Annotated in this window: 23 protein-coding genes and 2 pseudogenes; 11 read left to right on the forward strand and 14 right to left on the reverse strand. The window is 43.3% G+C overall.

Going from position 1 to position 25,299, the window contains the following annotated elements:
• The first annotated feature begins 4 nt into the window (after positions 1–4).
• The 6 genes from J7E85_RS00935 (at position 5) to J7E85_RS00960 (ending at position 8,164) form a co-directional block, all read left to right on the forward strand.
• A complete protein-coding gene (locus tag J7E85_RS00935; RefSeq protein ID WP_215154050.1) occupies positions 5–1,624 on the forward strand; it encodes a response regulator in 1,620 nt (539 codons plus the stop codon).
• Positions 1,621–3,417, forward strand: a complete 1,797-nt coding sequence (locus J7E85_RS00940; RefSeq protein WP_215154051.1) for a cache domain-containing sensor histidine kinase — start codon at positions 1,621–1,623, stop codon at positions 3,415–3,417. The genes J7E85_RS00935 and J7E85_RS00940 overlap by 4 nt, the downstream gene beginning before the upstream one ends.
• Positions 3,414–4,394, forward strand: coding sequence for a substrate-binding domain-containing protein (locus tag J7E85_RS00945; protein WP_215154053.1), 981 nt, complete (start codon positions 3,414–3,416; stop codon positions 4,392–4,394). Before J7E85_RS00940 ends, J7E85_RS00945 begins: the two co-directional genes overlap by 4 nt.
• Before the next feature lie 133 nt (positions 4,395–4,527).
• Complete coding sequence (locus J7E85_RS00950; protein WP_215154055.1) at positions 4,528–6,027, forward strand: sugar ABC transporter ATP-binding protein; 1,500 nt, start codon at positions 4,528–4,530, stop codon at positions 6,025–6,027.
• Positions 6,028–6,061: 34 nt separating this feature from the next.
• Complete coding sequence (locus tag J7E85_RS00955) at positions 6,062–7,030, forward strand: ABC transporter permease (RefSeq protein WP_076321977.1); 969 nt, start codon at positions 6,062–6,064, stop codon at positions 7,028–7,030.
• A gap of 108 nt (positions 7,031–7,138) precedes the next feature.
• Complete coding sequence (locus J7E85_RS00960) at positions 7,139–8,164, forward strand: ABC transporter substrate-binding protein (RefSeq protein ID WP_215154600.1); 1,026 nt, start codon at positions 7,139–7,141, stop codon at positions 8,162–8,164.
• A 223-nt stretch (positions 8,165–8,387) separates the two neighbouring features.
• Here the strand turns inward: J7E85_RS00960 and J7E85_RS00965 are convergent, their stop codons facing one another.
• Entirely contained in the window at positions 8,388–8,933 is a 546-nt protein-coding gene (locus J7E85_RS00965) for a phosphotransferase-like protein (RefSeq protein ID WP_215154057.1), read from the reverse strand.
• Positions 8,934–9,327: 394 nt separating this feature from the next.
• Between J7E85_RS00965 and hxlA the strand changes: the two genes are divergently transcribed.
• The 3 genes from hxlA (at position 9,328) to J7E85_RS00980 (ending at position 11,030) form a co-directional block, all read left to right on the forward strand.
• Positions 9,328–9,960 (forward strand): 3-hexulose-6-phosphate synthase, encoded by a 633-nt coding sequence (hxlA, locus tag J7E85_RS00970; protein WP_076321975.1) that lies wholly within the window; start codon positions 9,328–9,330, stop codon positions 9,958–9,960.
• A gap of 6 nt (positions 9,961–9,966) precedes the next feature.
• The gene (hxlB, locus tag J7E85_RS00975) at positions 9,967–10,530 is read left to right on the forward strand and encodes a 6-phospho-3-hexuloisomerase (RefSeq protein ID WP_076321974.1); all 564 of its coding nucleotides are present in this window, start codon (positions 9,967–9,969) and stop codon (positions 10,528–10,530) included.
• A gap of 80 nt (positions 10,531–10,610) precedes the next feature.
• Positions 10,611–11,030, forward strand: coding sequence for a winged helix-turn-helix transcriptional regulator (locus J7E85_RS00980; RefSeq protein WP_215154059.1), 420 nt, complete (start codon positions 10,611–10,613; stop codon positions 11,028–11,030).
• Between the two features lie 294 nt (positions 11,031–11,324).
• Here the strand turns inward: J7E85_RS00980 and J7E85_RS00985 are convergent, their stop codons facing one another.
• Genes J7E85_RS00985 through J7E85_RS00995 form a run of 3 tightly spaced genes read right to left on the reverse strand, consistent with a single transcriptional unit; the run spans position 11,325 to position 12,545 of the window.
• Entirely contained in the window at positions 11,325–11,831 is a 507-nt protein-coding gene (locus J7E85_RS00985) for an SRPBCC family protein (protein WP_215154061.1), read from the reverse strand.
• A gap of 33 nt (positions 11,832–11,864) precedes the next feature.
• Positions 11,865–12,182, reverse strand: coding sequence for an ArsR/SmtB family transcription factor (locus tag J7E85_RS00990; protein WP_215154063.1), 318 nt, complete (start codon positions 12,180–12,182; stop codon positions 11,865–11,867).
• A gap of 24 nt (positions 12,183–12,206) precedes the next feature.
• On the reverse strand, positions 12,207–12,545 hold the full coding sequence (locus tag J7E85_RS00995) for a DUF1801 domain-containing protein (RefSeq protein WP_215154065.1): 339 nt from the start codon (positions 12,543–12,545) through the stop codon (positions 12,207–12,209).
• Positions 12,546–12,732: 187 nt separating this feature from the next.
• Between J7E85_RS00995 and J7E85_RS01000 the strand changes: the two genes are divergently transcribed.
• Complete coding sequence (locus J7E85_RS01000; RefSeq protein WP_215154067.1) at positions 12,733–13,017, forward strand: hypothetical protein; 285 nt, start codon at positions 12,733–12,735, stop codon at positions 13,015–13,017.
• 233 nt (positions 13,018–13,250) lie between these two features.
• A pseudogene (locus tag J7E85_RS01005) lies at positions 13,251–13,580 on the forward strand (GTP-binding protein); the annotation flags it as partial.
• 64 nt (positions 13,581–13,644) lie between these two features.
• Here J7E85_RS01005 and J7E85_RS01010 read toward each other — a convergent pair.
• The 10 genes and pseudogenes from J7E85_RS01010 to J7E85_RS01050 all read right to left on the reverse strand — a co-directional run bounded on the left by J7E85_RS01010 (position 13,645) and on the right by J7E85_RS01050 (position 25,223).
• The gene (locus J7E85_RS01010; protein ID WP_215154069.1) at positions 13,645–14,043 is read right to left on the reverse strand and encodes a hypothetical protein; all 399 of its coding nucleotides are present in this window, start codon (positions 14,041–14,043) and stop codon (positions 13,645–13,647) included.
• 19 nt (positions 14,044–14,062) lie between these two features.
• On the reverse strand, positions 14,063–14,530 hold the full coding sequence (locus J7E85_RS01015) for a hypothetical protein (RefSeq protein ID WP_215154070.1): 468 nt from the start codon (positions 14,528–14,530) through the stop codon (positions 14,063–14,065).
• Positions 14,520–14,744, reverse strand: a pseudogene (locus J7E85_RS34725) (hypothetical protein); the annotation flags it as partial. The gene J7E85_RS01015 and the pseudogene J7E85_RS34725, both read right to left, overlap by 11 nt.
• Positions 14,745–15,317: 573 nt before the next feature.
• Positions 15,318–15,806 carry a peptidoglycan recognition protein family protein gene (locus J7E85_RS01020; RefSeq protein WP_215154072.1) on the reverse strand — a complete coding sequence of 163 codons (489 nt, stop codon included), beginning with the start codon at positions 15,804–15,806 and terminating at the stop codon, positions 15,318–15,320.
• A gap of 138 nt (positions 15,807–15,944) precedes the next feature.
• Positions 15,945–16,391, reverse strand: coding sequence for a phage holin family protein (locus J7E85_RS01025; protein WP_215154074.1), 447 nt, complete (start codon positions 16,389–16,391; stop codon positions 15,945–15,947).
• Between the two features lie 199 nt (positions 16,392–16,590).
• Complete coding sequence (locus J7E85_RS01030; protein WP_215154076.1) at positions 16,591–19,596, reverse strand: SGNH/GDSL hydrolase family protein; 3,006 nt, start codon at positions 19,594–19,596, stop codon at positions 16,591–16,593.
• A gap of 339 nt (positions 19,597–19,935) precedes the next feature.
• Complete coding sequence (locus tag J7E85_RS01035; protein ID WP_215154077.1) at positions 19,936–21,498, reverse strand: hypothetical protein; 1,563 nt, start codon at positions 21,496–21,498, stop codon at positions 19,936–19,938.
• Positions 21,495–22,613 (reverse strand): DUF7487 domain-containing protein, encoded by a 1,119-nt coding sequence (locus J7E85_RS01040; protein ID WP_215154078.1) that lies wholly within the window; start codon positions 22,611–22,613, stop codon positions 21,495–21,497. The genes J7E85_RS01035 and J7E85_RS01040 overlap by 4 nt, the downstream gene beginning before the upstream one ends.
• On the reverse strand, positions 22,600–24,453 hold the full coding sequence (locus tag J7E85_RS01045; RefSeq protein ID WP_215154079.1) for a phage tail protein: 1,854 nt from the start codon (positions 24,451–24,453) through the stop codon (positions 22,600–22,602). The genes J7E85_RS01040 and J7E85_RS01045 overlap by 14 nt, the downstream gene beginning before the upstream one ends.
• 17 nt (positions 24,454–24,470) lie before the next feature.
• Positions 24,471–25,223, reverse strand: a complete 753-nt coding sequence (locus J7E85_RS01050; RefSeq protein WP_215154080.1) for a phage tail domain-containing protein — start codon at positions 25,221–25,223, stop codon at positions 24,471–24,473.
• Positions 25,224–25,299 lie beyond the last annotated feature (76 nt).

The following is a 25,299-nucleotide window of genomic DNA, read 5'->3' on the forward strand; positions in this document are numbered from 1 at the left end:
TTGATTGTATACGATTCTTATTGTGGACGACGAACCGATCGTAAGGGAAGGGATCCGAAACCGGATTCAGTGGGCGGATCATGGCTTTGAATGCATCGGAGATTGTGAAAACGGCAGGGATGCATTGGAGGCTGTCACCCGCCAACCACCTGATGTGGTGTTAACGGACATCAACATGCCGTACATGGATGGCCTGGAGTTGTCCCGCCATATTACGGAACGTTTTCCTAAGACGAAGATCATCATCCTGACCGGGTTTGACGATTTCGAATATGCTCAGCAGGCGGTGAAGCTGCAGGTCACGGATTTTATTTTGAAGCCGGTTACTTCAGCCGAGTTAAGGAAGATGCTTGATAAACTCAAGCTGGAGATGGATGAGGAACACGGACGTACGGAGTACTTGAAGAGGCTCAAATATCAGTTGAATGAGAGCTTGGTCTTGCTTAAGGAACGATTTCTCGAACGACTGGCGTCATCGCCGATGAAGCGATCCGAGATCGAGAGCAAGCTGTCTTATTTCGATATTCCGCTTCCGGGGCCGCTTTACATCGCAATGGCAGCGGATATGGATGAGCTTCGTACGGATGAACAGCACGCCGATAATGAACTGCATGCTTTTGCCTTATACAATATTATGCAAGAATTATTGGCGGATGAGCCCGGTACAGTTGTTTTTCGGTACAAGGAGAACAAGGTTATGACCATTCTGTCGGGCTTTGGGGAGGAGGACCTGCACGCTCGGGCGCAGGAGCTTGCGGAGGAAATTCGCGGATCTACGAAACAGTTCATGAAATTCACGGTCACCCTGGGCATTGGAACGATTTGCCGTGAGATTCAGGACATCCGTTATTCCTGCAGGGCTTCGGAGGCTGCATTAGAATACCGGCTCCTGATCGGCCGCGATCAGGTGGTCCATATCACGGATCTTGAAAAGCGAGGGGACGCTCCTCTCCTGGATGGGATCGAAACCGAGTCAGCGCTAATCTCCGCGATCCGGGCTGGTACGGACTCCGAAGTGAAGACGTGCATCCGGCGGTTGATCAGCGAACTTGGAAGCGCTTCAATTTCGATCGAGCTCTGTTATGTGCGGATCGTACGAGTGATGCTTGCGGTTCTTCAAACTTTGATGGAAATCGGCTGCAATGAGAACGAGTTGATCGGCAAAGAGAAAAGTCTGCTATCCGATCTACATTCTTTTCGGTCCTTGGATGAGATTGAGCATTGGTTAAACGAGGTGTGCGAGCAGGCGCTAAAGGACGTTGCCAAGACGAGAAAGGACTTGACCCGCTCCCAGATGCTGGAGGCGGTCGATTTCATCCAGCGAAATTACGAGGATCCGGAGTTATCGATTAAGACCGTGTGCAGCCGGATCTTCATGAGCACGAGTTACTTCAGCGCTCTGTTCAAAACGCATACCGGGAGAACCTTCGTTGAATACGTAACGGAAGTCCGTATGGAAAAAGCAAAGGAACTGCTGAAGCATTCCTCGATGAAAACCTATGAAATTGCGGCAAAGACCGGTTATCAGGATCCACAATATTTTAGCGTGCTGTTTAAGAAACATATCGGAGATACCCCGACCGAGTACCGAAATAAAATGGCGTCAGACGAGGTAAGGCCATGAAGGCACCGCAGCGAATCAAAACCATTCAGTCCCGCATTGCCAGCTCCTTCGTGATGTTAGTGCTGTTTACGGCGCTGCTGCTGATCTTCATCTCCTATCGGCTGTCCGAATCGGCTGTTCGCGAAACGGCGGAGAGTTATACCTCCGAGCTGATCAATCAAGTGAATGCGAATATCCAAACCTACATTACGGGCATGAAGGACATCTCGCTCGCAGCGATGAACAATCCGAACGTCAGAGAATATCTGGCCTCGGCCGATGAACTGCAGCCTGCGGAACTGGCTATATTGAAAGCGAAGATATCGGAATATTTCCACTCGATTCGGGTTTCGCGCAAAGATATTGCGTCGATTAATATTTTTGGAGCCGGCGACACCTTTATCTCCGATCGGGCGGACGCCGAACTGAATCCCTATATTGCGTTATCGGAGCAGCCCTGGTATCGGCAGGCGAAGGAAAACAAGGGACAGACAGTGATCTCCTCGTCCCATGTACAGCCGGTCATCAAGGGAGAGTACCGCTGGGTTGTATCACTGAGCCGCGAGCTCAGCGGCGTGAATCCTTCGAATGGGCTGGGCATTCTGTTGATCGATCTCAACTTCAAGGTGATTAACGATATGCTCAGCAAGCTGGATTTGGGGAACCGGGGTTACGTGTTTGTGATTGACCGTCAAGGCCGGATTGTGTATCACCCGCAGCAGCAGCTGCTCTACAGCAATTTGAAGACGGAGAGATTAGAGCAGGTCATTTCGGACAAGCAAGGGGGATTTGTCGTGAAGGAGGGCGGGGCAAGCCGGATATACAGCATCAAGGATACGGATTTCGGCTGGAAAATCGTTGGCGTTTTTTATGAGAATGAGCTGGTGGACAATAAGAAGCAAATGCAGCTTTCTTTTGCCATAGCGGGGTTGTTATGTCTTGGCGTGGGCGTGCTGTTCTCCGTTGTCATCTCCCGGAACCTGACGCGTCCGATCAAGAAACTCCAAGAGAAAATGATGGAAGTGGAGAAGGGGAATTTCGATATCCGGGTTCCCGTGGGGCATTCCAGGGAAATCTCCGGCCTGGCCCGCAGCTTCAACGTGATGGTGCTGAAGGTTAAGGAATTGATGGATCAGATTGTGGTAGAGCAGGAAATTAAGAGGAAAAGTGAGCTGAATGCCCTGCAAGCCCAAATCAATCCTCATTTTCTCTATAATACGCTGGATTCCATCATATGGATGGCCGAGAGCAAGAAGCATGATGAGGTGATTCTGATGACATCGGCTTTAGCAAGGTTGTTTCGAGCTTCGCTCAGCAAAGGGAGGGAGATGATACCGATTGCTACCGAGGTGGAACATATAACGAATTATTTAAAAATACAACAAATGCGGTACCAGGACAAAATCCGTTTTGCCCTGGATATCGATCGCGAACTTTACCCGTATCTGACATTGAAGGTGCTGCTGCAGCCGCTGGTGGAGAATGCCATTTATCATGGCATCAAGAACAAGGAAGGTCCGGGAACGGTCACGATTACAGGGAAGTTTCAACATAACCGGATCGAGTTTCAAGTCAGGGATGACGGCATCGGCATGGATCAGTCCAAGGTTGAGACTCTGCTAACGTCCAAAGAAGGCAACCCATCGAGAAACAGCGTTGGGATTGCGAACGTCCACCAGCGGATTCAGTTATATTTTGGAGCGGAATATGGCCTTAGCTATACGAGCGAGCCCGGATCGGGGACATGCGTGAAGGTGCTCATTCCAGCTGTTCTTCCGGAGGAATGGCGGAGCTTGGAGGGGGAGGTGCCATGAAGTCGTACATGAGACTGCGATATATTTTACTGCTGCTGATTTCGGTGCTAATCCTGGGTTATGTCGCCTTTCAATGGTCCAAGGCAGAGCCTGGTGCCAAGAAGATCATCGTGGGTGTTAAAGCACTGGATGAAATTGAATTCTGGCGGGTACTGATTGAAGGGGTGAACACGGCTTCTCGTGAATTCGGTGTGGATGTCTCGGTGGTAGGACCCACCCAGGAAATCGAAGTGGACTTGCAGATCCAATTGCTGGAGGAAGCCATCAAACAGAAGCCGGATGCGATTGTCATGGCCGCCGGAGATTATAACCGCCTTGTTCCCGTAGCAGAGTCCATTCGTAAGGCTGACATCCCACTAATTATGATTGATTCCGCCGTTAATGGTGATTATGCGCAGAGCTTGATCGCGACCGACAATGTGAATGCTGGACAGAAGGCAGGCAAAGAGCTCTCTTCATTACTCCCGGCAGATGCCAAGGTTGCTATCGTCAGTTTCGTACAGGGGACCTCGACGCAGATCGAGAGGGAACAAGGGGTCCGAAGTATTTTGGAGTCGCGCAGCGGCACGGAAATTGTGGGCACTTACTATAGCGAAGGCAAGGAGGAGAGAGCCTATGAAATCACGAAGAAGCTGCTGCTGGAGAGGCCTGACCTGAATGGAATCGTGGGACTGAATGAGCCTTCTACGGTGGGGGCAGGCAGAGCGATTCGAGAACTGGGGCTGGGGGGCAAGGTCAAGCTGGTCGGATTCGACAGCTCGGTGAAGGAAGTCAAGCTGCTCGAAGAGGGAGTCCTGCAAGCCACGATCGTTCAGAAACCCTTCAACATCGGCTATTCAGGCATCAAAACAGCCGTATCCATCATCGAAGGAGACAAGGTGTCACGCAACGTGTACACCGATTCCGTAGTCATCAACAAAGACAATATGTATACCGAGGAGAACCAGAAGCTGCTCTTTCCCTTTGTGGAAGAGTAGCTTCTTCCTTTATGGGGTCCTGTTAACAGATCATAGATTATTCAACATCGATCAGAGAATATTCCATTCCTCCGCAAGGGGAACGCTTTGTACAATGATTCATAAAAGGTGCCAGCTTGAGAGGTGAGGGGTTTTGAGCGAAGTATTGATACAGATGGAAGGAATCACGAAGGGATTTCCGGGCGTGCTTGCATTAAATAACTGCCGATTTGAACTGCTGCGCGGTGAGGTTCATGCGCTTATGGGTGAGAACGGTGCTGGCAAATCAACCATGATGAAAATCCTGACCGGCGTATACCAGAAGGATGCAGGAACGATCACGTACAAGGGGCAGCCCGTGGATTTAACGAATCCGAAAGCGGCACAAGACGCGGGGATCAGCATGATCCATCAGGAATTGAACTTGGCGCCCGATCTGACAGTTGCTCAGAATATATTCATCGGGCGGGAGCCGCGACGAAAGCTCCGATTGTTTCTGGATGAGCAGGCGCTAAACCGACAAGTGAAGGAACTGTTCGAGCGGATGGGACTGGACATGGACCCATCCATCAAGGTTTCGGAACTAACGGTTGCCAAGCAGCAGATGGTGGAGATTGCCAAGGCATTGTCTTATAGCGCCGACGTGCTGGTCATGGATGAGCCTACTGCGGCTTTAAGCGAAACCGAGATTGAGGATTTGTTTCGCATCATTCGTCAGCTTCGAGAAGGCGGAGTTGGAATCGTTTACATTTCCCATCGGATGGATGAGATCAAGCGAATTACGGATCGCATTACGGTCATGCGTGACGGGCAGTACATCGATACGGTATCCACAGCTGAAGTTACCACCCAGGACATTATTTCCAAGATGGTTGGCCGGCAAATCTACGAGACCTCGAAGCCGGAGAGGAGCGCAGGTGAACGTGAGACGGTATTGGAGGTTAAAGGACTGAATCAAGGTCGAACTTTGAAGGACATTAACTTCACTCTGAAAAAGGGAGAAATCCTTGGCATTGCAGGGCTGGTTGGCGCGGGGCGGACCGAGCTTGCCCGGGCGATCTTCGGTGCCGACCGCATTCAATCCGGCGAGATCCACGTTCATGGCCGCAAGATAACGATCAAGGGCCCCCACGATGCGGTGCGCCAAGGGATCGGTTATTTATCCGAGGATCGTAAGCGCTATGGATGCGTTGTCGATCTGGATGTGAAGAGCAATGTGGCTATCGCGTCATACGGTAACTTCGTGCGTCCCGGGGGCTGGATGAGTACGGCCAGGATTCGCGAGCAGGCAGAGGAAATAGTGTCGCGATTGAAGGTCAAAACACCACATGTGGACCAGGAAGTAAAGTACCTCTCCGGCGGCAATCAGCAGAAAGTCGTCATCGGCAAATGGCTGACCCGCGATTGCGACATTCTGATCTTCGACGAACCGACCCGCGGGATCGATGTAGGGGCCAAGAGCGAAATCTACCGTTTGCTGAACGATCTAACGGCACAGGGCAAATCAATCATCATGATCTCGTCGGAGCTGCCTGAAATCCTTCGAATGAGTCATCGGATTCTCGTGATGTGTGAAGGCCGGATTACAGGCGAGCTGGAACATGAAGAGGCGACCCAAGAAAGCATTATGCATCTGGCTACAGCGAGAATGTAAGCCGTTATCCATACACGTCAGGAGGAATAAGCAGATGAACATTCAAATCAAATCGGGTGCGCTGCAGCAAGTGCTGGCTCTAGCCAGCCTGGTCGTTCTCATTCTATTCTTTACGTTCTCATCCAGCAATTTCTTTCAGTTCTCCAATATCGTGGGCATTCTTCTCTCGACCGCGGTGATCGGCGTGCTGGCTTTGGGATCTACCTTTGTCATCATTACCGGCGGCATTGATCTGTCCGTCGGGACGGTCATGACGCTGAGCGGCGTTATGACCGGCGTATGCATCACCTTCTGGGGATTACCGGTTCCTGTCGGCATCCTTGGCGGCATCTTGACGGGCGCGCTGTGCGGGCTTCTGTCCGGAACGGCGGTGGCGAAGATGAAGATCCCGCCTTTTATCGCAACGCTGGCGATGATGATGATCGCCAAAGGACTGGCCCTGATTATCTCCGGAGCCAAGCCGGTCTATTTCAACGACGCGGAAAGCTTTGCCGAGGTGTCCCAAGGCAGTGTGCTGGGCTGGTTGATACCGGGTCTCGATATTCCGAATGCGGTCGTTATTTTCTTCATTGCGGCGGTTGTGGGTTACCTCATCTTATCGAAGACCATCATCGGCCGATATAACTTTGCACTGGGCAGCAATGAAGAAGCGACCCGATTGTCCGGCGTCCATGTGGGCTTCTGGAAAATCGTCATTTACACCCTAACCGGCGCCTTTACCGGCTTGGCCGGTGTCATGATGGCATCGAGGCTGAATTCGGCCAATCCGGCCCTGGGTGCCGGGTATGAGCTGGAAGCCATTGCGGCGGTCGTGATCGGGGGAACTTCGCTCAGCGGAGGGAAGGGGACCATCATCGGTACGGTGATCGGCGCTTTGATCATGAGTGTGCTGACGAATGGATTACGCATTCTGTCCGTGCCGCAGGAGTGGCAAACCGTTGTCGTAGGGTTCGTTATCATACTAGCGGTGTATGCGGATATTTTGCGCAGACGCAAAGCGTAGGGCCTTTGTTAGAGCTGCGTTCCGCGCTAAGTTAGCCGAATGTTAACGGGTTAGAAGCTTCCTTGAATGGAAGTTCTATAGATGTACTATTTTGATAAACAAGGGGAGATGAAGATTATGAAAAAGCTATCCGTATTGGCTCTGATTCTCATGCTGACTGCAAGTATGCTGGCAGCTTGCGGTTCATCCGGCAAGAACGCTGCTGGAACCGACAGTCCAAGCGAGGGCGAATCCGGCTCCGGCTCCGGTTCGGCAGCCGAAGGGGAAATCTACATTCCGATCATTTCCAAAGGCTTTCAGCACCAGTTCTGGCAGGCGGTAAAAGCCGGTGCCGAGCAAGCTGGGGAAGAGCTTGGCGTACGGATTACCTTTGAAGGACCGGAGACGGAATCCCAGGTGGATAAGCAGATCGAAATGCTGCAGGCAGCACTCGACAAGAAACCAAGCGCGATCGGCTTTGCCGCATTGGATAGCCAGGCCTCCATACCTTATCTGAAAAAAGCCCAGGAAAACAACATCCCTGTCATCGCCTTCGATTCGGGCGTGGAAAGCGACATTCCGGTCACGACGGCATCGACGGACAATATGGCTGCATCCGCGCTTGCGGCAGACAAAATGGCGGAGCTCATCGGAAATGAAGGCAAAATCGCGATGGTGGTCCATGACCAGACCAGCGTAACGGGGGTTAGCCGCCGCGACGGCTTTAAGAAGCAGATCGAAGAGAAGTACCCGAATATCGAGATCGTTGACATTCAATATGGAGGCGGGGATCATCTGAAATCGACGGACCTGGCCAAGGCGATGATGCAGGCGCATCCGGATTTGAAAGGGATATTCGGGGTGAATGAAGGTTCTGCGGTTGGCGTCATTAACGCAGTAACGGAGATGAAAAAGGAAGGTCAGATCATCGTGGTCGGATTCGATTCCGGAAAAGCACAGATTGACGCAATCAAGAACGGGACAATGGCGGGAGCCATCACGCAAAATCCGGTCGGCATCGGATATGAGACGGTAAAAGCCGCTGTGGCAGCCATCAAAGGGGAGAAAGTTGAACCGCAGATCGATACGGGATTCTACTGGTACGACAAAAACAATATCGATAGCGACGAGATCAAAGCCGTGATTTACGAGTAAGATGAAATGAAGGGGAGCCCTATATGGGGCTCCCCTAAACGTGACATCCGCTTACGCAGACGCCACCTCCATATTCTGAATCAATTCGTTCAGCCTCCTTTCCGATCATTTGGTCCAGCCGGACATCTATATTAAACCATGGCTGGCGCCGGGAATGAAGTGAATAAACAGGCTTAATTGTTTTTTACCAGGAAGCCTTGTCATGAATGATACCGGGTTTATTTTAACGGATCTGCCCCTCGTCCCACATCCGCTTCCAAATCTCTTCAACCGTTTCTTCAGGTGATAAATCGGAGGTATCCAGCCACAGGCCGATCCTTGGCGTTTCGTCGGTTAACCGCCGGTTCAACTCATGGATGGTCCATACCCCGTAGCCTTTTTTGTCACGAATCAACTCGCGTGCGCTGATGGCATTCTCGGATGGGTTCAGCACAACAACGAAGACAGGAAGGTCGTTTAGCATTTCGGTTATTTGGTGCAGCGCCGGGCCGAGAATGACGTCCTGCAGAACGACATGAAAACCGGCTTCAGCATAGGTTTTGGCAGCGGAGGCGGATAGCTGATACCGTAATGCGAGCTGCCTCTCCGCCTCTAGCGAAGCATCCGGAAGCATTTCTTCTCTGCCCCTGACTATCATTTTCCGAAACGAGTCCCCTCGCAAATGGACCCCGCGTTCAAACTTCTCCGCTAACAGCTGGGCTATCGTCGACTTACCAGAGGCCATGACGCCAGTGACGACGATAACGGCTGGTTGACGTAAATATGACATCGCGTTTCCTCCAATTTTATAGGATTGTAAATGAAGGGGAGCCCTATATGGGGCTCCCCTAAACGTGACACCCGCTTATGCGGATGCCACCTCCATATTCTGAATCAATTCGTTCAGCCTCCTTTCCGATCATTTTGTCCGGCCTGACAATTATATTAAACCACAGCCGGATGTCAGTCGAAAGTGAACAAACAGGCTTAATTGTTTTTTACCAGCCGCATTGAGACAGCATGCTTAACAGAAAAAAATGAAGCAACTAACCCATTGTCCCTCCACATTACTTACTTCCACGTAAGTATCTCACTTATAAGTACGTACTTCCGTAAAGTAAACTGTCGCTCTACAATGATCGTGTAGTCATTAAACAATACATTCATAAGGAGAGATTAACAATATGGAACTTCAATTAGCATTGGATTTGGTGAATATTCCAGAAGCAAAACAAGTGGTGGCTGAAGTAGCCGAGTTTATCGATATCGTGGAGATCGGAACGCCCGTTGTCATTAACGAAGGCCTTCATGCCGTCAAAGCGATTAAAGAGGAGTTCCCTCATTTGCGTGTGCTGGCCGACCTTAAAATTATGGATGCCGGCGGTTATGAAGTGATGAAGGCATCCGAAGCCGGTGCGGATATTATTACGGTGCTGGGCGTATCCGACGATTCCACGATCAAAGGCGCGGTGGCAGAGGCCTTCAAGCAAGGCAAGCAGGTCATGGTGGATATGATCAACGTAAAGGACATTGAAGGAAGAGCACGGGAGATTGACGCTTTTGGCGTGGATTACATTTGCGTTCATTCCGGCTATGACCACCAGGCGGAAGGTAAAAACTCATTCGAGGAATTGGCGGCGATCAAACGTGTCGTTAAACATGCGAAGACTGCCGTTGCGGGGGGCATCAAAATGGAGACGCTCTCTGAGGTGATCCAAGCGAATCCCGATCTCGTGATCGTCGGCGGCGGAATTACGAGCCAAACCGACAAGAAGGCCGCAGCGGCTCAAATGAACCAACTTGTGAAGCAGGCTTAAGTCACAATGAGCAATAACATATTTCAACATGCAGCAGTCATTGCCAAGGAGATATCGGAATCCGTACAGCAGGTCGATGCTGCCCAGGTCGAGGGATTGATTGAACGGATCGCGCAATCCGACGCCATCTTCTTGGCAGGGGGCGGCAGATCCGGACTGATGATCCGGGCTTTTGCCATGAGGTTAATGCAGATGGGATATAAGGTTCATATCGTCGGTGAAACGGTAACGCCGGCGATCGGAGCTCGTGACTTGCTTGTTATCGGTTCAGGTTCAGGCGAAACGCAAAGCTTGGTGTCTATGGCCCGAAAAGCCAAGGATATCGGATCAGCCATAGCAGTCGTAACGGTGAAGCCCGAATCGCGTATCGGAGAGCTTTCCGATGCGATCGTTCAGCTCCCCGGAAGCACCAAGGATCAGAATCAAGATACACTCGTCACTGTTCAACCGATGGCCTCTTTATTTGAACAGACGATGCTGATCGTGCTGGATGCGGTCATCCTGAGATTGATGGAGAAGAGTGAGCTCCACTCGGACCAAATGTTTGGCCTGCACGCCAATTTGGAGTAGGGTGCTGTCATGTGATATTTTCCACTTTGTTGATATAACCGCGACCGTTGTATACTGTAGGGAAGAAGGGGTGATGCATTATGGCAAGTGAAGTCAAACAGCGAATCAATCTGAAGGAAATAAACTGCCATAAAGAGTTAACCCTGGCGGTTATCGGCGGCAAATGGAAGCTGATCATCCTATGGCATCTTGGTTTAGAGGGCGTTAAACGCTTCGGTGAGCTAAATCGAATGATTCCTCATATCACGCAAAAAATGCTGACCAATCAGCTCCGCGAATTGGAGGAAGATCAACTGGTCCATCGTGTAGTTTACCCCGAGGTTCCGCCTCGGGTCGAATATTCGCTCACGCCCTACGGGGAGAGTCTTATGCCGATCTTGAAATTGATGTACGATTGGGGAAAAGATTACGGCGAACAGGTCATCTGGAAAGACGGCGAGTTGCCTGAGAATAAAGACGATGAACATGCAGCGGAACAAGCAGTCGCCCAGAAGCTGTAATTTCTCGAACATGCATGCGAATGCTTGAGCAACGCGATCGTCACAAATTTATCTGGCTGTAATCAGCGGATTCATACATTTCGAGGTTCATTTTGCAAGGAAACCTGTCGTTTTTCAGCAGGGTCCGAGTGACCGCAAGATTCGTTACAAGAACGATTATAGCAATGCAATTATGGAAAAACCCCTTAAACTTAAGGGGTTTTTCTGGCAAGATGATGCTGAGTTCTGAAGAATTAAAAAACGGCGAACAAATAGGTTCGCCGCTGTTGGTTTGCGCTTCCTTGACCAATGTAATTATTGCTGGCTTTCGAGGTATTCAGCGAGTTGATCAAAAGTACCGCCAAATCCTTGTTTCACCATTGGAGCCATTTCATCAAAAGCTGCTTGTTCTTCTGCAGTTGCGTTGACAGGGCCACCCTGCATTGTTAGCGTTGTTTTTCCATCGGCTTCTTCAAGTGTGATAATATTAATAATTTCAAGCGGCCAGCTTGCGTTAAAAGGTGCACGTATAGTGTTACCTTCTTCATCAGAGAATGATTGGATGAATACCAGTTTTTCAGGAACTATGACTTCTTGATATACAAATTTACCCCACATGGCTTGGGTACCATCTGGCGACTTCTGACAACCTAAGAACATACCACCTGGACGTACATCCATTCTAATAACATCTAGTGAAAACCCTTGAGGACCCCACCATTTACCGAAGTGTTCTGGATCCGTCCAAACTTTAAAAACCAGTTCTCGAGGGGCATTGAAAACACGGGTTAGAAGTAAGCCACTTTTGCTTTGCTCGGTCATTTGAATTCCTCCTAATATGAAAGGTTGCGGCTGCTACCCTTTCTTTTGTAATTTGTCTAAATAATCCTCAAGTTGATCTAAGCGCTGTTCCCAAATACCGCGGAACGATTCCAACCATTCGTCCATCTCTTGTAGCGGTTCAGGTCGTAGTCTATATATCCGTCGATTAGCCTCTGCCTGAACTTCTACCAATCCTGCTTCATGCAATATCTTTAAATGTTTGGAAGTCTGCGGCTGCCGGATTTTAAGGCGATCAGCAACCTGACTGACAGTTAAGGGACCGTCTCGTAATAGTTCGACTATCTGCAATCGGTTAGGTTCGGCTAGTGCGTTCAAAGTTGTCTGTTTCATATGACCTTACCCCCGATCTTGTTATTACAACGAACTCGATGCTTGAACTAAAAGTTCTGCTAGCAGCTCATAGTCTGGAGTATCATCTTCTCGAATTTTAAGCCATTTTCGTTCGGGTGGACCATCGAAATTTTTGGGGACTTCTAGATTTGTTGTGTTCATGATCATAAAGGCGATTGCATCTTTTGATGGTGAAATCACAGCTGCATATTGTCCGTTCTTTAGAAAATGTGGTTTTTTGTACTGAATCTGTTCTTCTACCTCCGGAATTGCTTCATGGACCATGAGTCGAAGCTTGTTACTGACGTCTACTTGCCAAGGCAGACTAAGGTTTTCGATGAACGAAATTACTTCTTGGCTCATACCTTGCCCTCCTTATTTGTGAATATTAACCAACGATTGGTTACAATATACCATGATGAGAATATTCTTGTAAAGGAATATTTGGAAATGATTCGTGAGTAGTTTAACCGTATGTTGAGCATCACATGACAGTTTTACCGTGATACGATGTAAGCATAGAAAAGGCGAGAATGACACGCACGGCTGCATGAACGCGACATGCAACCGTGGCGTAGATCTTCTCGCCTTACGTTTTTCGCTATTAATTTTTAATACTGCTCTTCTTCTCTCCTCATTTGGTAGTGATGGTGATAGTGGTGATGGTGATGATGATGGATCATATGATGGCCTGATGGAAAACTATATGGATGAAAATGGGGGTGATGCTCATGACCGTGACCATGACCATGACCATGATGATGAGGTTCTCTTTGTTGAGTTTCTTGAAGGTTATAGTTTTGTTGATTCATCGAATTTCTCCTTTTCGTCTTGAGATAATTCATATTATGTATACAAACGATTAGTGACACTTGACCATAAGAAAATGGGCTACCAAGATAAGTTAAATGGTGAGGAAATAAACCTCCGGTACCTAAGTGCCGGAGGTTTATTTTGCTGACCGGATCATTTTCTGCACGGAAGGATTGACAATTCGCTGAAGGAGATATAATATCATACCGTATAAATCGTAATTATTACGATTAAGGAATGGAGGAAGTTCAGTAGATGAATAACAACAATAAGATTCCAGTTACCGTACTCAGCGGTTACCTCGGATCAGGCAAAACGACCGTGCTGAATCATGTGCTTCATAATCGTGATGGATTGAAGGTTGCGGTCATTGTGAACGACATGAGCGAAGTGAATATTGACGCGGATTTGGTTCGAGGGGAAGGGAGCCTGTCCCGAACGGATGAGAAGCTGGTCGAAATGTCCAATGGCTGCATCTGCTGCACCCTCCGGGAAGACTTGGTGCAGGAAGTTCAGAAGCTGGCACAAGAAAACCGTTTTGACTATATCCTGATTGAATCGACGGGTATTAGCGAGCCCGTGCCTACGCTGTAGATAATAAAAAAGCCCCTCCAAAGGAATTTATCCTTAAGAGGGGCATTATGTTTTTTTATTCAGTTTTCATTTTCTCTGCATATTCAATACTTCGCTCAACAAGGATTTTAATCAATTCTTGCTCTTGAATGCTCGTTTTTACTCCGTATTTCTCTAGAATGCTTTCGGTAATTTCCAATGAAAGTGTCATTTTATCTTGTTTGTCGTTAGCCTGATACAACTTACCAACATGTGTAGCCACTTCATCGGCAATGTCTAATACAAAGTTGGTTTTATTCTTATCAATACCTTTAACGTTAACTACATCTAGAACCAAGCGAACAAAATCAAAAGTATCGCTTACTTGTTCCATCGTTTCTTTGTTAATGATGTTTTTCTTTTTTAAAATTGGAACGACAAATAAACCTGCAACTACTGCTGCAAGCACGATTATAATAATATATAGATCGTTCATAATATCCTCCTAAATATATTTATTTGAATACGCCAGCACGATACAAAACAGTTACAAGCGAATAGAAATCAGCACTTCGACCTTTAGGAGTGTTTACCACAGGATTTCCACACTGATCCTTAAGATTAGTAAGAGCTTCTACAGCCTCTTTAGCATAAGAAGGAATATCCATCACATGTTTATGTTCTAAAGATTCTACACGTTCTTTTACATTCTTAATGGATGCACCTTGTTCTTGAATGCCATTCTTAAGTACGTCTTTACTGTTAGTTAAAGCACTAAGTTCGTTCTTCAGTTCTTTAACAGTCTGTTGTAGTTTTTCAAACTCTTGTTTTTCAGATGAAGTCATAGGCTCATCATCCTCCTTAATATTGTTAACCAGTCGATTGAGTTCTTTTTGGATGGCAGGTAAGAAACCTTTCTTTGCAGCAGCAACTGTATTGCCATCTCCGAAGAATGCAGTACCGGGGCAAGTCTTACGAGACATATAACATCATCTCTTTTCTATTTTTTATATATTCATCTATTTGCTTTCTTGAATTATTTCTGGTGCCATAAATATTGTGAAACGATCCTTGAATGTTTGGATTATGACAGGGGTCACAAAGAGTAATGCCATTATCTACTGCAAATCTAAGTTCGACGCTTGAAGAGAAATTCTCTATATGATGGGCGTGGAGGTTACCACCGCGATTATCTCCGCAACATTTACAGGTATACCATCTCTTTCAAAAACATTTTGTCTCCATTTACTATATTCTTTCGAACTCCTGATTCTATTGAGTTCGTTTTTGGCATCCCCAATCCAATTTGGATTGTTTGCCCCCGTCATTTTTTGTAATCCACATTTACGACATCGAGTTCCTCTAATAAAGTTATGTAAATCTATCTTGCTTACAGTCCCACATGAACAAATATAGGCCATCTTAGTATTTGCATCAATGTAAGATTGTTCTAGCAAAGTACATCCATCCGTTCTTATTAAATATGATACGTGCTTCATCGATGTTGTATTTTTTCTTGTTGCAATATCTTTTTTGACTATGCGGAATATCAACACCCAGGAACTTGTACAATGGTTCAATGTTTTTTCCTTTATCTTCAAACAAGGATCTTGACTAAATAAGAGGGGAGGTAATCACATTCATCGATTAGTCTTGATGACAATTTTCCTTCAATTTCGTAATGGGTGAATAAAAGAGGTTTAATTATTTTTAGTCTATCATGTTTGTCCATACTGCGAGGAAAAAAGTCTTTTGTACCTTTTGGTTTCATCAGTAATCAATTCTCTTTCCTGTATTTAAGTCAAACCAGTGGTGATAGACTATGTGATTTGTATCAACTGTAATATTGAGTTTTTCTGCAAGACAGGCATATAAGTGGACTACAGAGTCCTTTTGCTCTTCTGTCATTTTGTCTCCACCAATATCAAAGTTTCCCACTATTTCAATGCACAAGGAGTTTGTATTTGCTCCTTTTATTCCAGCAGGAATTGCATTTAGGCCACGTCCAAGGCTATAAGCAATTTGGCCTGTCTCTAGGACAGTAAAGTTTTGACCGATATCAACCCAGCCTTGCTTCAAGTGGCTATTTCTCATGCCTTCAAGACATTTAAATGGATCTTGATTCTTACGAGTTGTGTAATTTGGTATCCAAGTGTGGTGCACTTGCAATGTTTTGATTGGTCGTGTAACGGCTTGCTGTTTAAGCCAATCTCTAAATTCCGATTTTTCCATCAGTAGAAAATTTCCGTTTCTAATCATATCTTGCTCCTTTCTAAGAGAGAAGGGTGGGGGAGACTAAATAACTATATCCATCGTTCATCATGCATGCTATAATCTCTTTGGGATGATACTTTCGCAATTGCTTCTAGTAGGGGCTTTTAAGAAAATATCATCCTTTTATTTTTGGTTAAATTTATCTTCTCCGCTTTTCTCCTGTAATACGGTAATCACTTTTTTAAATACTCCAGGAACGCGAAATCCCAGTCGCCCATAATTTTCGGTTATTGAAACAAGTTCATTTGCCAGCCAAAAGTAAATTGTGGCATTCATAACAAAATTCATTTGCATTGCAGTATCAATCTTATGCCCCAAAAAAACTAGGAGAAGCATGAGACCTTTTTTCATAATTCCCCACATTCCAACTTTACTTCTCAATCCTTTGCCTGTTTTAATACTTGCAGCACAGCCTGTAATATAATCGACAGCAAAGAAGATCAGCAATAGTTCGAGCACTCCACTCCAACCTCCAAAAGCATAAGATACAATTGACCCTGTTACTCCGGTTAGAGCATAGAAAAGGGAATGATCCTTGTTTGCTAATATTTTGAATGTGATATTGTCCATTCGTATTCTCCTAACATTTTTAACTTCTCCTTGGTAGTATAAAAATAAAGAGGACTCCTCAATTATGAAGAGCCCTCTAACAAAATTCTATATTTGATATAATTTCTCGATTTCAAAAACCCTTATAAAATAAGGCTTTTTTGTGCGTGAAAAGTTGATGAAATGCCTCTTTTATCAATGAGTAGTTTCTTTCAAAAAACTACTCATTGTACTTGTAAACATCAAACGCTTGGGTTGGTGGTCCAGCGGGAGAAGAAACGATAACAAAATCATTCCCATTGATATTTTCCAAGTAAGCAAATTTTCCGCTAGTCACATCTGCTAAATCAGTGGTGGAATCCGCATTTACAAGCGTGTAATATTCACCTGTATCAATATTTCGCAAAGCGACTCCGAGTTTTTTTCTGTACAACGGAACAGCAATTGTATACAACGTTTCCCCGGAAGAGTTTGTTTGTGTCCAGCCTGCAGGTGTTGGGAACCAACCTTGTTCTGTGTTAGGAATTCGATGTGGCAAGAACATGCCTTTGTTGTTTTTCCTTTCTGACAACGTTTGAACCAAACCTCCATAGGCAGCGCAATAAGATACCGCGGTTCCTAGTCCTGTGGGATGATTTATACCGTTTCCTGATTGCGGATCATTACCAAACGGGCCGAGTAATTCCAGCTCTGTGTAAATGGGTTCCCCTTTTAATGGTTCAGCATAATTTATATCCAGACTTGAATATTTGGGTGGTGTGAAATTACTTCCTAGCCGAATACCGCCCTCGTGGAAATTGGTTGCTGTTTTATGATCGATCGTTAAACCGCCATTCAGAAAAACTTGATGCCGGTCATCCAGCGCTCGAACGGTTATTCTCGACTCTGTATTAACCGGAATGTTTAGGTTTGCCAAATCAACCAACGGAACATAGCTGCCATCGTCAAATGTGTATAGTCGTAAAAATCCCGTCCCTGACCCAGCTCCAGCCATCACCAACATATGACCTAGGTCGCTGTATCGGTACATGATCCACGCCGTTCCATTTACGTCCTCTACTGATGGATTGATGGTAACTGAAAAATCACCGTTATAAAACGACCTCGGGTTAAGTACGTATTTACCCGTTACCCCAGCATTAGGCGATAGTACTCCACCAGCAAGTGTGAACGAACTTTTATCTCCTGTCCAATCGGCATAGTCAGAAAAATTAGAAATTTTAATAGCTGACGTATACGGATCGTCAATACCATCTCGAACGATTTCCCACAATCGTCCAGCGTCTATAATCGGCAAACCGTATTCTTTCGCTAAAACACGACCTGCTCTGTTTACGGACTTTGTAATATCTTGCCGCTGGTCGTAATATTCAGGGTTTTTAGTTGGCAGGATCGTCGTTACATATACAGTGCTGGGTTTTGATGCCCATGTTTGTGATGCATCAACCAGGGATTTCAACCTTTTGTAAAAGTCGTTGTCGGACGTTGCTACCCACGCTTCGTTCATTCCAAAGGCAATTATAAGCAGATCCGGATTAAAGTCCTTGACAGTGTCCAACCAAGACTTTCCGATAACTGACCATGATGTATAGAATGTTGTGTCTGTATTACTTGTTCCTCCAACAAAATTAGGATCAAGTGCATTGCTTATTCTTCTTCCACCCAAAGCAAAGTTTTGAAGAGTGACTGCTGTCCTAGGGAGTTGTTGTTTAAGAGTTCGTTCTAGACGATCAACATACCCCTCAAACGGTAAAACCAAATCGCCACCAGCGCTGATTGAGTCACCCATAACAGCAATTCTTAATGTGCCTATTTCAATGGCTTGCAGAGCGGTTGATAGAGCGTTGTTTGGGATCGCTCCCATATCGTTAATAGCACGGGAATACATCGAAGCCGTTTTAACTTTTCCAGCGGACAACGTTTTTGATTCCAACTGCGCAACATTTTCGTTGATTGCTCCAACTAAACTTTCTTTATTTGTTGTTTGTAAATTTGATAAAACCCCAATTTCATCAGAAACCTGTTTAACCGTTTTAGTGTTCCCTTGTCCTGCGAGTACATCAACCTTGCCTTGTGCTCCAGATGGAGTCTCAGCCCCAATGTCATCAGCTACCAATACAACATTTCCTGATTGATCAGGGCTGAGTCCATTCACTGTTGAAACTGCACCATTTCCATCGACACCTTTAATTGCAACTAATGTCCAAAACTCTCCTTCAGATGGAGTATTGCCCTGAGAAGATTTTATACATCTCCAACTACTTCCGTTATATAGAACAATGTTATTAACATTATAGGGGGTTGTTGCACTATATTGTCCCTTTGAAACAAAAGTATCAACTAAGTTGTTTGCAGATGATGCGGCATCATTGGCAGCAGTAGCAGCATTGTTTGCATTCGCAGTAGCTTCATCTGCATTATTTTTAGCAGTAATTGCACCTTGAGTTGCTTGATCAGCTTCTTGCGTGGCATTATTCGCATTTTGTGCGGCAGTATTAGCAGAATTAGTAGCAGCATTTGCAGTAGCAACAACACTGGTTAAATCCATTAATAGTTGCCAATTGTTTTCGTCAGTTAAAGGATTGTTCTGGTTATTATCAGTTTTAGACTGAAGCATCTTATGATTGTTCTCATCAACAACAACGTCTCCACCGCTATAGTTAGTTTGAGAGGAATATAATCCTTTAAAACTGTACCCAGAGAGTAAGGCCCAATACTCGGTATTTGTTGGTTCATTGCCCTTTGTTGCTTTGATACATATGTAAGAAGAACCTAGATATCTTACTATATTATATGTTTCGTATTGAGTAGTAGGAGAGTAGATACCACCATAGAAGAAGTTGGAGGCCGCATCAGTAACATCTTGCAAAGTTTGTTTAACATCTCCATTTTCTTCATGTGTCCATACTCTAGCAGCACTAATATAATGATTACCCCGCCCTTTGTATGTAGCTGTGACTGTTTTACCTTCTGCAGACGAATGGAAAGATACAATACCTTCTACATAGTCAACGCGATATTCGTTCTCATTTATGTCGCTTTTATCTGTAGGAGGTATTTCAAACATGTTGTTTATTTTTACCTTGTTAAGAAAGACTGGTATCTCATTAAGCTGTATTTGCCCCTTAATTACTTTTCTTGACTCGGTAATATCTATATAGGGGTCATCCGATGTTCCAGCACGGTATTTAGTTATTGTTGAATTTAAGTAATCAAACGCTGACATATGACTCCTCCGTATTGTTTATATGTTCTGTTTTTAAATTAAGACAGTGTTCAAATACTCTAAGAATGTGTTCTGGTCGGCATCTTTTGGGAATGAAATATTTCCTAAAAACCTGTAATCTGAACTCTGTTCGTTACTTTCTTCAATACCAATGAAATAGTGTATATGTGTAGCATTGGTATCTTGGCTAGATACTTCTATGTATCCCAGTTTAAAGTTGTCTGAATTAAATGTATCGGGGAATATAGGAGGAGAGATAGTGCTCTTATCTAAGACTTCTTTTCCAATTATGATTTCTGCCCAATGTATAAGAACTTCGTACATATTGTTATCCTTTCTTTATGCACCGACAAATGACTTTATGTAAACTGATGCATTTATACGTCCCAATTGAGAAGAAGTGAGTTCAATGGTGTGCCATCCTGGTGTTGTGATCCATTGAGTTATATCAATATTTCTATCTGACCCATACATTGTTCCATCTCTCATTGCTCCATCAATAATTACTTGAACTCCAGTTGCATATGTACCCTCATAGATTCCGTAAACTATATCGTGTGAATGAGAGGGCATCGAAATTTGATGTGAATGTGAAGGCATTGATATAGAATGGCTGTGTGAAGGAACCGTTATACCGTGTGTATGAGAGCCTAGACTAATTGGATGTGAATGTGAACCTGATGGAACCCATGTTACATATCCAGCACCGGAAACGGGGTGTGTAGCCAATCTTGTTCCTTCGGCTATACCATGATTGTGTCCACCAGTACCAAAATATGTTCCTTGTGTTTCCGTTCCTCCCGATATATTTTGGGGAGACGTTGAATGGAGGTCAATTGATGCACTCTCAGTCGTCGTCAGATTTATCCTTTCAGATTGGGTTGATGTCAGGTTGATTGTTTGACTAGCTGCACCCTTACTATATGCCCTGAAACGCTCAAGCGAGAAACTAAGTTTAACTTTATCAATCCTAATTACATCGGGATCAATATAGAATTTTAATTTCAATGGGTGAGTAGAGTCCACGTTATCAGCTTCTTGAACGGTGTCAGTAGAGAGAATGCCATCTTGATCAATGATTGTCTTGCCGTTGTCACCATACATCGCCAACCCATATGTATTTGTTTTATACTCTCCCAATAGGACACGAACTTTTTGATTTTTATCTTTAATTGTCAGCAAATTTCCTTCAATTGTAAATGTACCTAAGTCATCGGAGATCAACAGTTTGTTACCCAATAACAGTTTGCCGATTATGCGTTCTGCAATAACGAGATGCGACTGACCATTCCTTTCTTCACTTTTCCACCAACGTATCTTGTTATCGGGCATTATGCGATCAATAAAAATATGGCTACCATTTTTGTTCAATGAGTAAACTTTAATATTACCTCCAACTTCTTCGGAATTGATGAAGAAGAAAGATTTAATAAAAATCTGCTCAAGCGATTCATGATTGGTAATTAAGTGGTAAGCCTTATTCCAAATCTCGTTTGTTTTTATTCCTGCAGAATACAAACCTAAATTATCATCTTCTATTGTGTTATTTATTGGAATGAAGTCATTATAAGGAGAGATTTGAACTACTGTAGACATTTTTTCTGAAACACTGCAAAATATAATGTCAAGGTTCTTATTGTGTATCGAACATTTTTCGTACTCACTTCTCGCTATTGTTGATAATGTGTCAACACTTCTTATCCTGGAACTTTGAAATTTACTCATTATAGAATATGATAGTGAGAGGGAACCTGAACAAAAAACAATATTTTTGTCAATATTAAAAAGTTTAATTCCTTCATTTGAAACTCTATAGGCATTTCCTTTTATACTTGTTGAAATAGCCGTATCAGATCCTACCCATATTTGATCTTTTTTCTGAATGATCAGACAAGAACTCATGAACAATCACGACCAATCTCGATTCTACAGAATAACCTATCGGTATTTACTAATTTATCTATAAGTACTTCAATTTCTTCAATGCTAGGCATCGCTCTATCGCTTTTTATTCGAATGATTTTCCACCCCAAAGACTTTAAATATTCATCTCTGCGGCGGTCTCTTTGAGCGTCTTGATGCCAATATGAGCCATCATATTCAACGTCAATCATTGTTTCATTGATGAATAAAGCGACATCTAAAAATAAGGAACCTACATTATAATTAAGTTTCACTTCATAATTATTCTCTTTAAGTAAATTGAATAGTACTAACTGCTGTGAAGAAGTTTTCACATTTCCGTTCTCTGAAAGAGTCTTGGAGGCCTTTTCTCTAATCTCCTTATTTTGCATTGAACTTTTAAAGCCGTATTTTTTTATATTTGTTTTAATTATTTTTTCTTTGACTTCTTTACTCTGAAACGGATGAGCGGTTCCAAACTTTTTAATTGAAGTGTTTTTGAACTTTTCTTTATAATTATCTGTTTGAGATATATTCTCTACGCCATACTTTTCTTTTATAGATAGCAAAAACTTTTCTTTAATTTGTTCATTTTTCATGGGATTTGTTGCACCATATCTGCTTATGTTTGTTTTTATAGCTTTAAGTCGTACATTTTTATTTTGCATGGGGCTTTCAAATCCGTACTTAATTATATTCGTTTTTTTAATTTTTATTTTTCTTTCTTCTGTCTGTGAGTATAGACAACCATATTTTTTTAGTTGAGTCTCACTTGATTTTTCTTTAATTGCCTTATTCTGAAATACATTCTCAACACCATAAGTAGTTAAGCATGTTTCCTTAAATTTTTTGGGAGAGCATTTCTTACAGCAGTCCTTAGGAGTAATTTCTCTCCTTTTATTATAGAAATAGTAAGTATTCTTCAATAAAGTTTGAACCCCTTCTTCTAAACAATAATCACAGTAAGATTCAACTTCAACGCTGCTGCTTTTTTGTAAATCATCAACTACAACTGTAAAGAAGTCACCTATTTTAGTAAAAGAATATCCCTTGCTAAGATAGTGAGATTTGGTTTTCGAATTCCATTTTATTTGACAGTATTTAGTCTTTAGCATATGATTCCCCCTTAAAGAAGCCACAGCGAATATTGTCTTGGACAACGCCATCAGAAGTGACCGCTGTTTTCCATGTGTTACCGCCATCAGATGAAAGAGCTAATTGCCCATGTTGCAAAATCAAGATTTTGTTGGGACTATTGGGATCTCTAATAATGATTCCTCGCCTTGAAATCTCGACATCTTCATTGACACCAGCTATAATGTCTCGTTTTACAGCATTCCAAGTATTATTGATAATTGTAGTAACATCATCTACCGTAGCCTTGGCATCATTCCATTTATATTTACTCATATCAACGGTATTTGAGGTGCTGGTAACTTTATATAGCTGTTTAATAAATCGCTCTTCATCAGAAATGAGTTCTTCTGCGTTTGTTACAACTACATTTATAGAGGATGATTGATAATCAAAATTAATCTCTGAAATGTGTGCTTTTATGTGTATTCCCAATGCCTCATGTTCAACAGTAATAATGTCTCCAACCATTAGTTTATCTTTATTATATAGTTCTGTTAAAATTTCATAAAAGTTAACGATATCAAGCTGTACTATAATCTTGGGTTCTCTTATTTTTTCAAATGCCTTTTTTGCATATTCGTATAATTCTAAAGGATCTGAAATGTTGTTCTCCACTAACTCTTTTTCAATAATGAATTGGTTTAGCTCTTTCAGTTCATTAGCAGTGAGATTGTTTTCTATCTTCAGGCGATTTCCTAATGATGTTATTTGAGTGTCAACAATTGAAATACTGTCTTTAAGAGTTTTAATCTCTGATTGCTTGTTGTTTATAGCGATTTGCTTCTGGTTCTTCTGGTTAATGAGTTCTTGTGTTGGCTGTCCCGTTGCGTTCGCAGTTGCAAGATTATCCTCAATAATATCTAGCTCATTTTTAAGTTTACTTAGTTCATTATCTTTGACCGATAATTGTTCTTGTAGGCTTGTTTTTTGCTTAAGAAGATTTGCAAACGTAGAACTGTTATTGTTAACGAGCTCATTATACGCTATTAGAGAATTACACAATTCATCAGACATGTAATAGCTATGTTGTACTACTACTCCGTTTTCTTTTTTAAATGGGTACATAAAATAAGAAAAACTTTGAATGAAATTTGATCCTAATGGGTTTACATCTTGAATTGAAATTCCGTCTTTTCCAAAGATTTTGAGACGAGTACAAAACTCATCGGTATTCAATTCTTGAGACACACTTTGCATTAGCTTGCCATACTTGACCTTAAAACCTTTATTCATTCCAAAAGTTTCAGGATCATAAAAACTGATAGTTCGTTCAATCGTATTCCATACAATTAACGCCTGGAAGGTAGTTGCCACTTCATGAACTGCTTCGAATACACTGCCATTAAAATCAAATGAACGATATTTAAGTTCAAATTGTGGATCTACATAGCCAATGTTCCAAATTGTTGCTTTCAGTAAGTCATGTACTATTCGAGTGAGAGTGTAAGAAGTGACACTGTAGTCTTTAATTAATTTACTATCTAACTCAAATCCCAAACCGTAACATTGAACAGATACGGAATCTGAATCATTCATTGACTTAGTTATTTTGTCAATAATGTAATATTCCTTTTGTATTCCCTTTTCAAAGCGGATAATAAAACGCTCTTTCAACATATCAATATGTTTATTTTTAACCATTTTTCCTTGATCTAGAATGTGGATGGGAAGGGTAAATGTAAGCTCACTGTTATTTCCTCTTTTTAATGATTGCTTATCATCATATACCTCAATCAGCCTAGCAATAGTACTTCTTTGCAAGTCCGGCTTACACAAGTAATATCTTGGTCTCTCGATTTCATTAAACTCTATTTCCATACGATATGACTTCTCCCTTAACCAATGTTGATAAATTGATATTTAAATTTGATTTTGCAGTTTCCATGGATCATTAAATAGTTCATGCCTGGAACAAAGTAGGGGAAGGGGCCAAATGAATCATCAAAATGATATGTAAGTGGAATATCTGAGACGATATCTTCTTTATCAGAATCAATCGTAATAATTTCATCATTTACCAGATTTATAACTTCAAATGTATTTCCTCGATTGGACATATTTACAATTTTAATTGAACCATTACCAACCTTCTCAATCACGGTGACAGGCTTGCACAATTTATTCCCTTTGTTTTCTATAGTGATTTCGGTTCCACCAAATGCATTGGTAGACAAGTCATAAATGTTTGACTCATAGATGGGGGAGTATGTGTATGGACTAAGACTTCGCATTTGAATTTGGATATAACCCTGTTTTAAGGTATTATGCAACAAGCTTGCACCACCAGTGTATAAGACGTAATACCATTTATCGATATTATCCGAGAAGTATAATGGTTTATAATAGTGCTGATTTCCAAGCCAGTTTGCCACCCTAAAAAGCTGTTCATCATCAAAATCATTCTCGAAAACAAATGAAAGAGAGATGGTGAATGGTCTCCGTTCGGTTTCAATAAAATATGGAGTATCGCGACCTCGAATTGTAACCTCTTTTATTGTTTGCTCGGGAAGAAAGGATTCTTCTTGCATGCCAACTTGAAGGTTAACATTAATCAAACCCATCTCATCGCTGCGAATTCCGTCATACACGAAGTACAGACTTTCGGCTATGGGCACTTATTTCACCTCAATGTAAAAAAGAGACGCTCCAAGAAACGTCTCCTTA

Origin of the sequence: Paenibacillus sp. ISL-20, assembly GCF_018613005.1 — a bacterium.
Lineage (GTDB): Bacteria > Bacillota > Bacilli > Paenibacillales > Paenibacillaceae > Paenibacillus_AQ.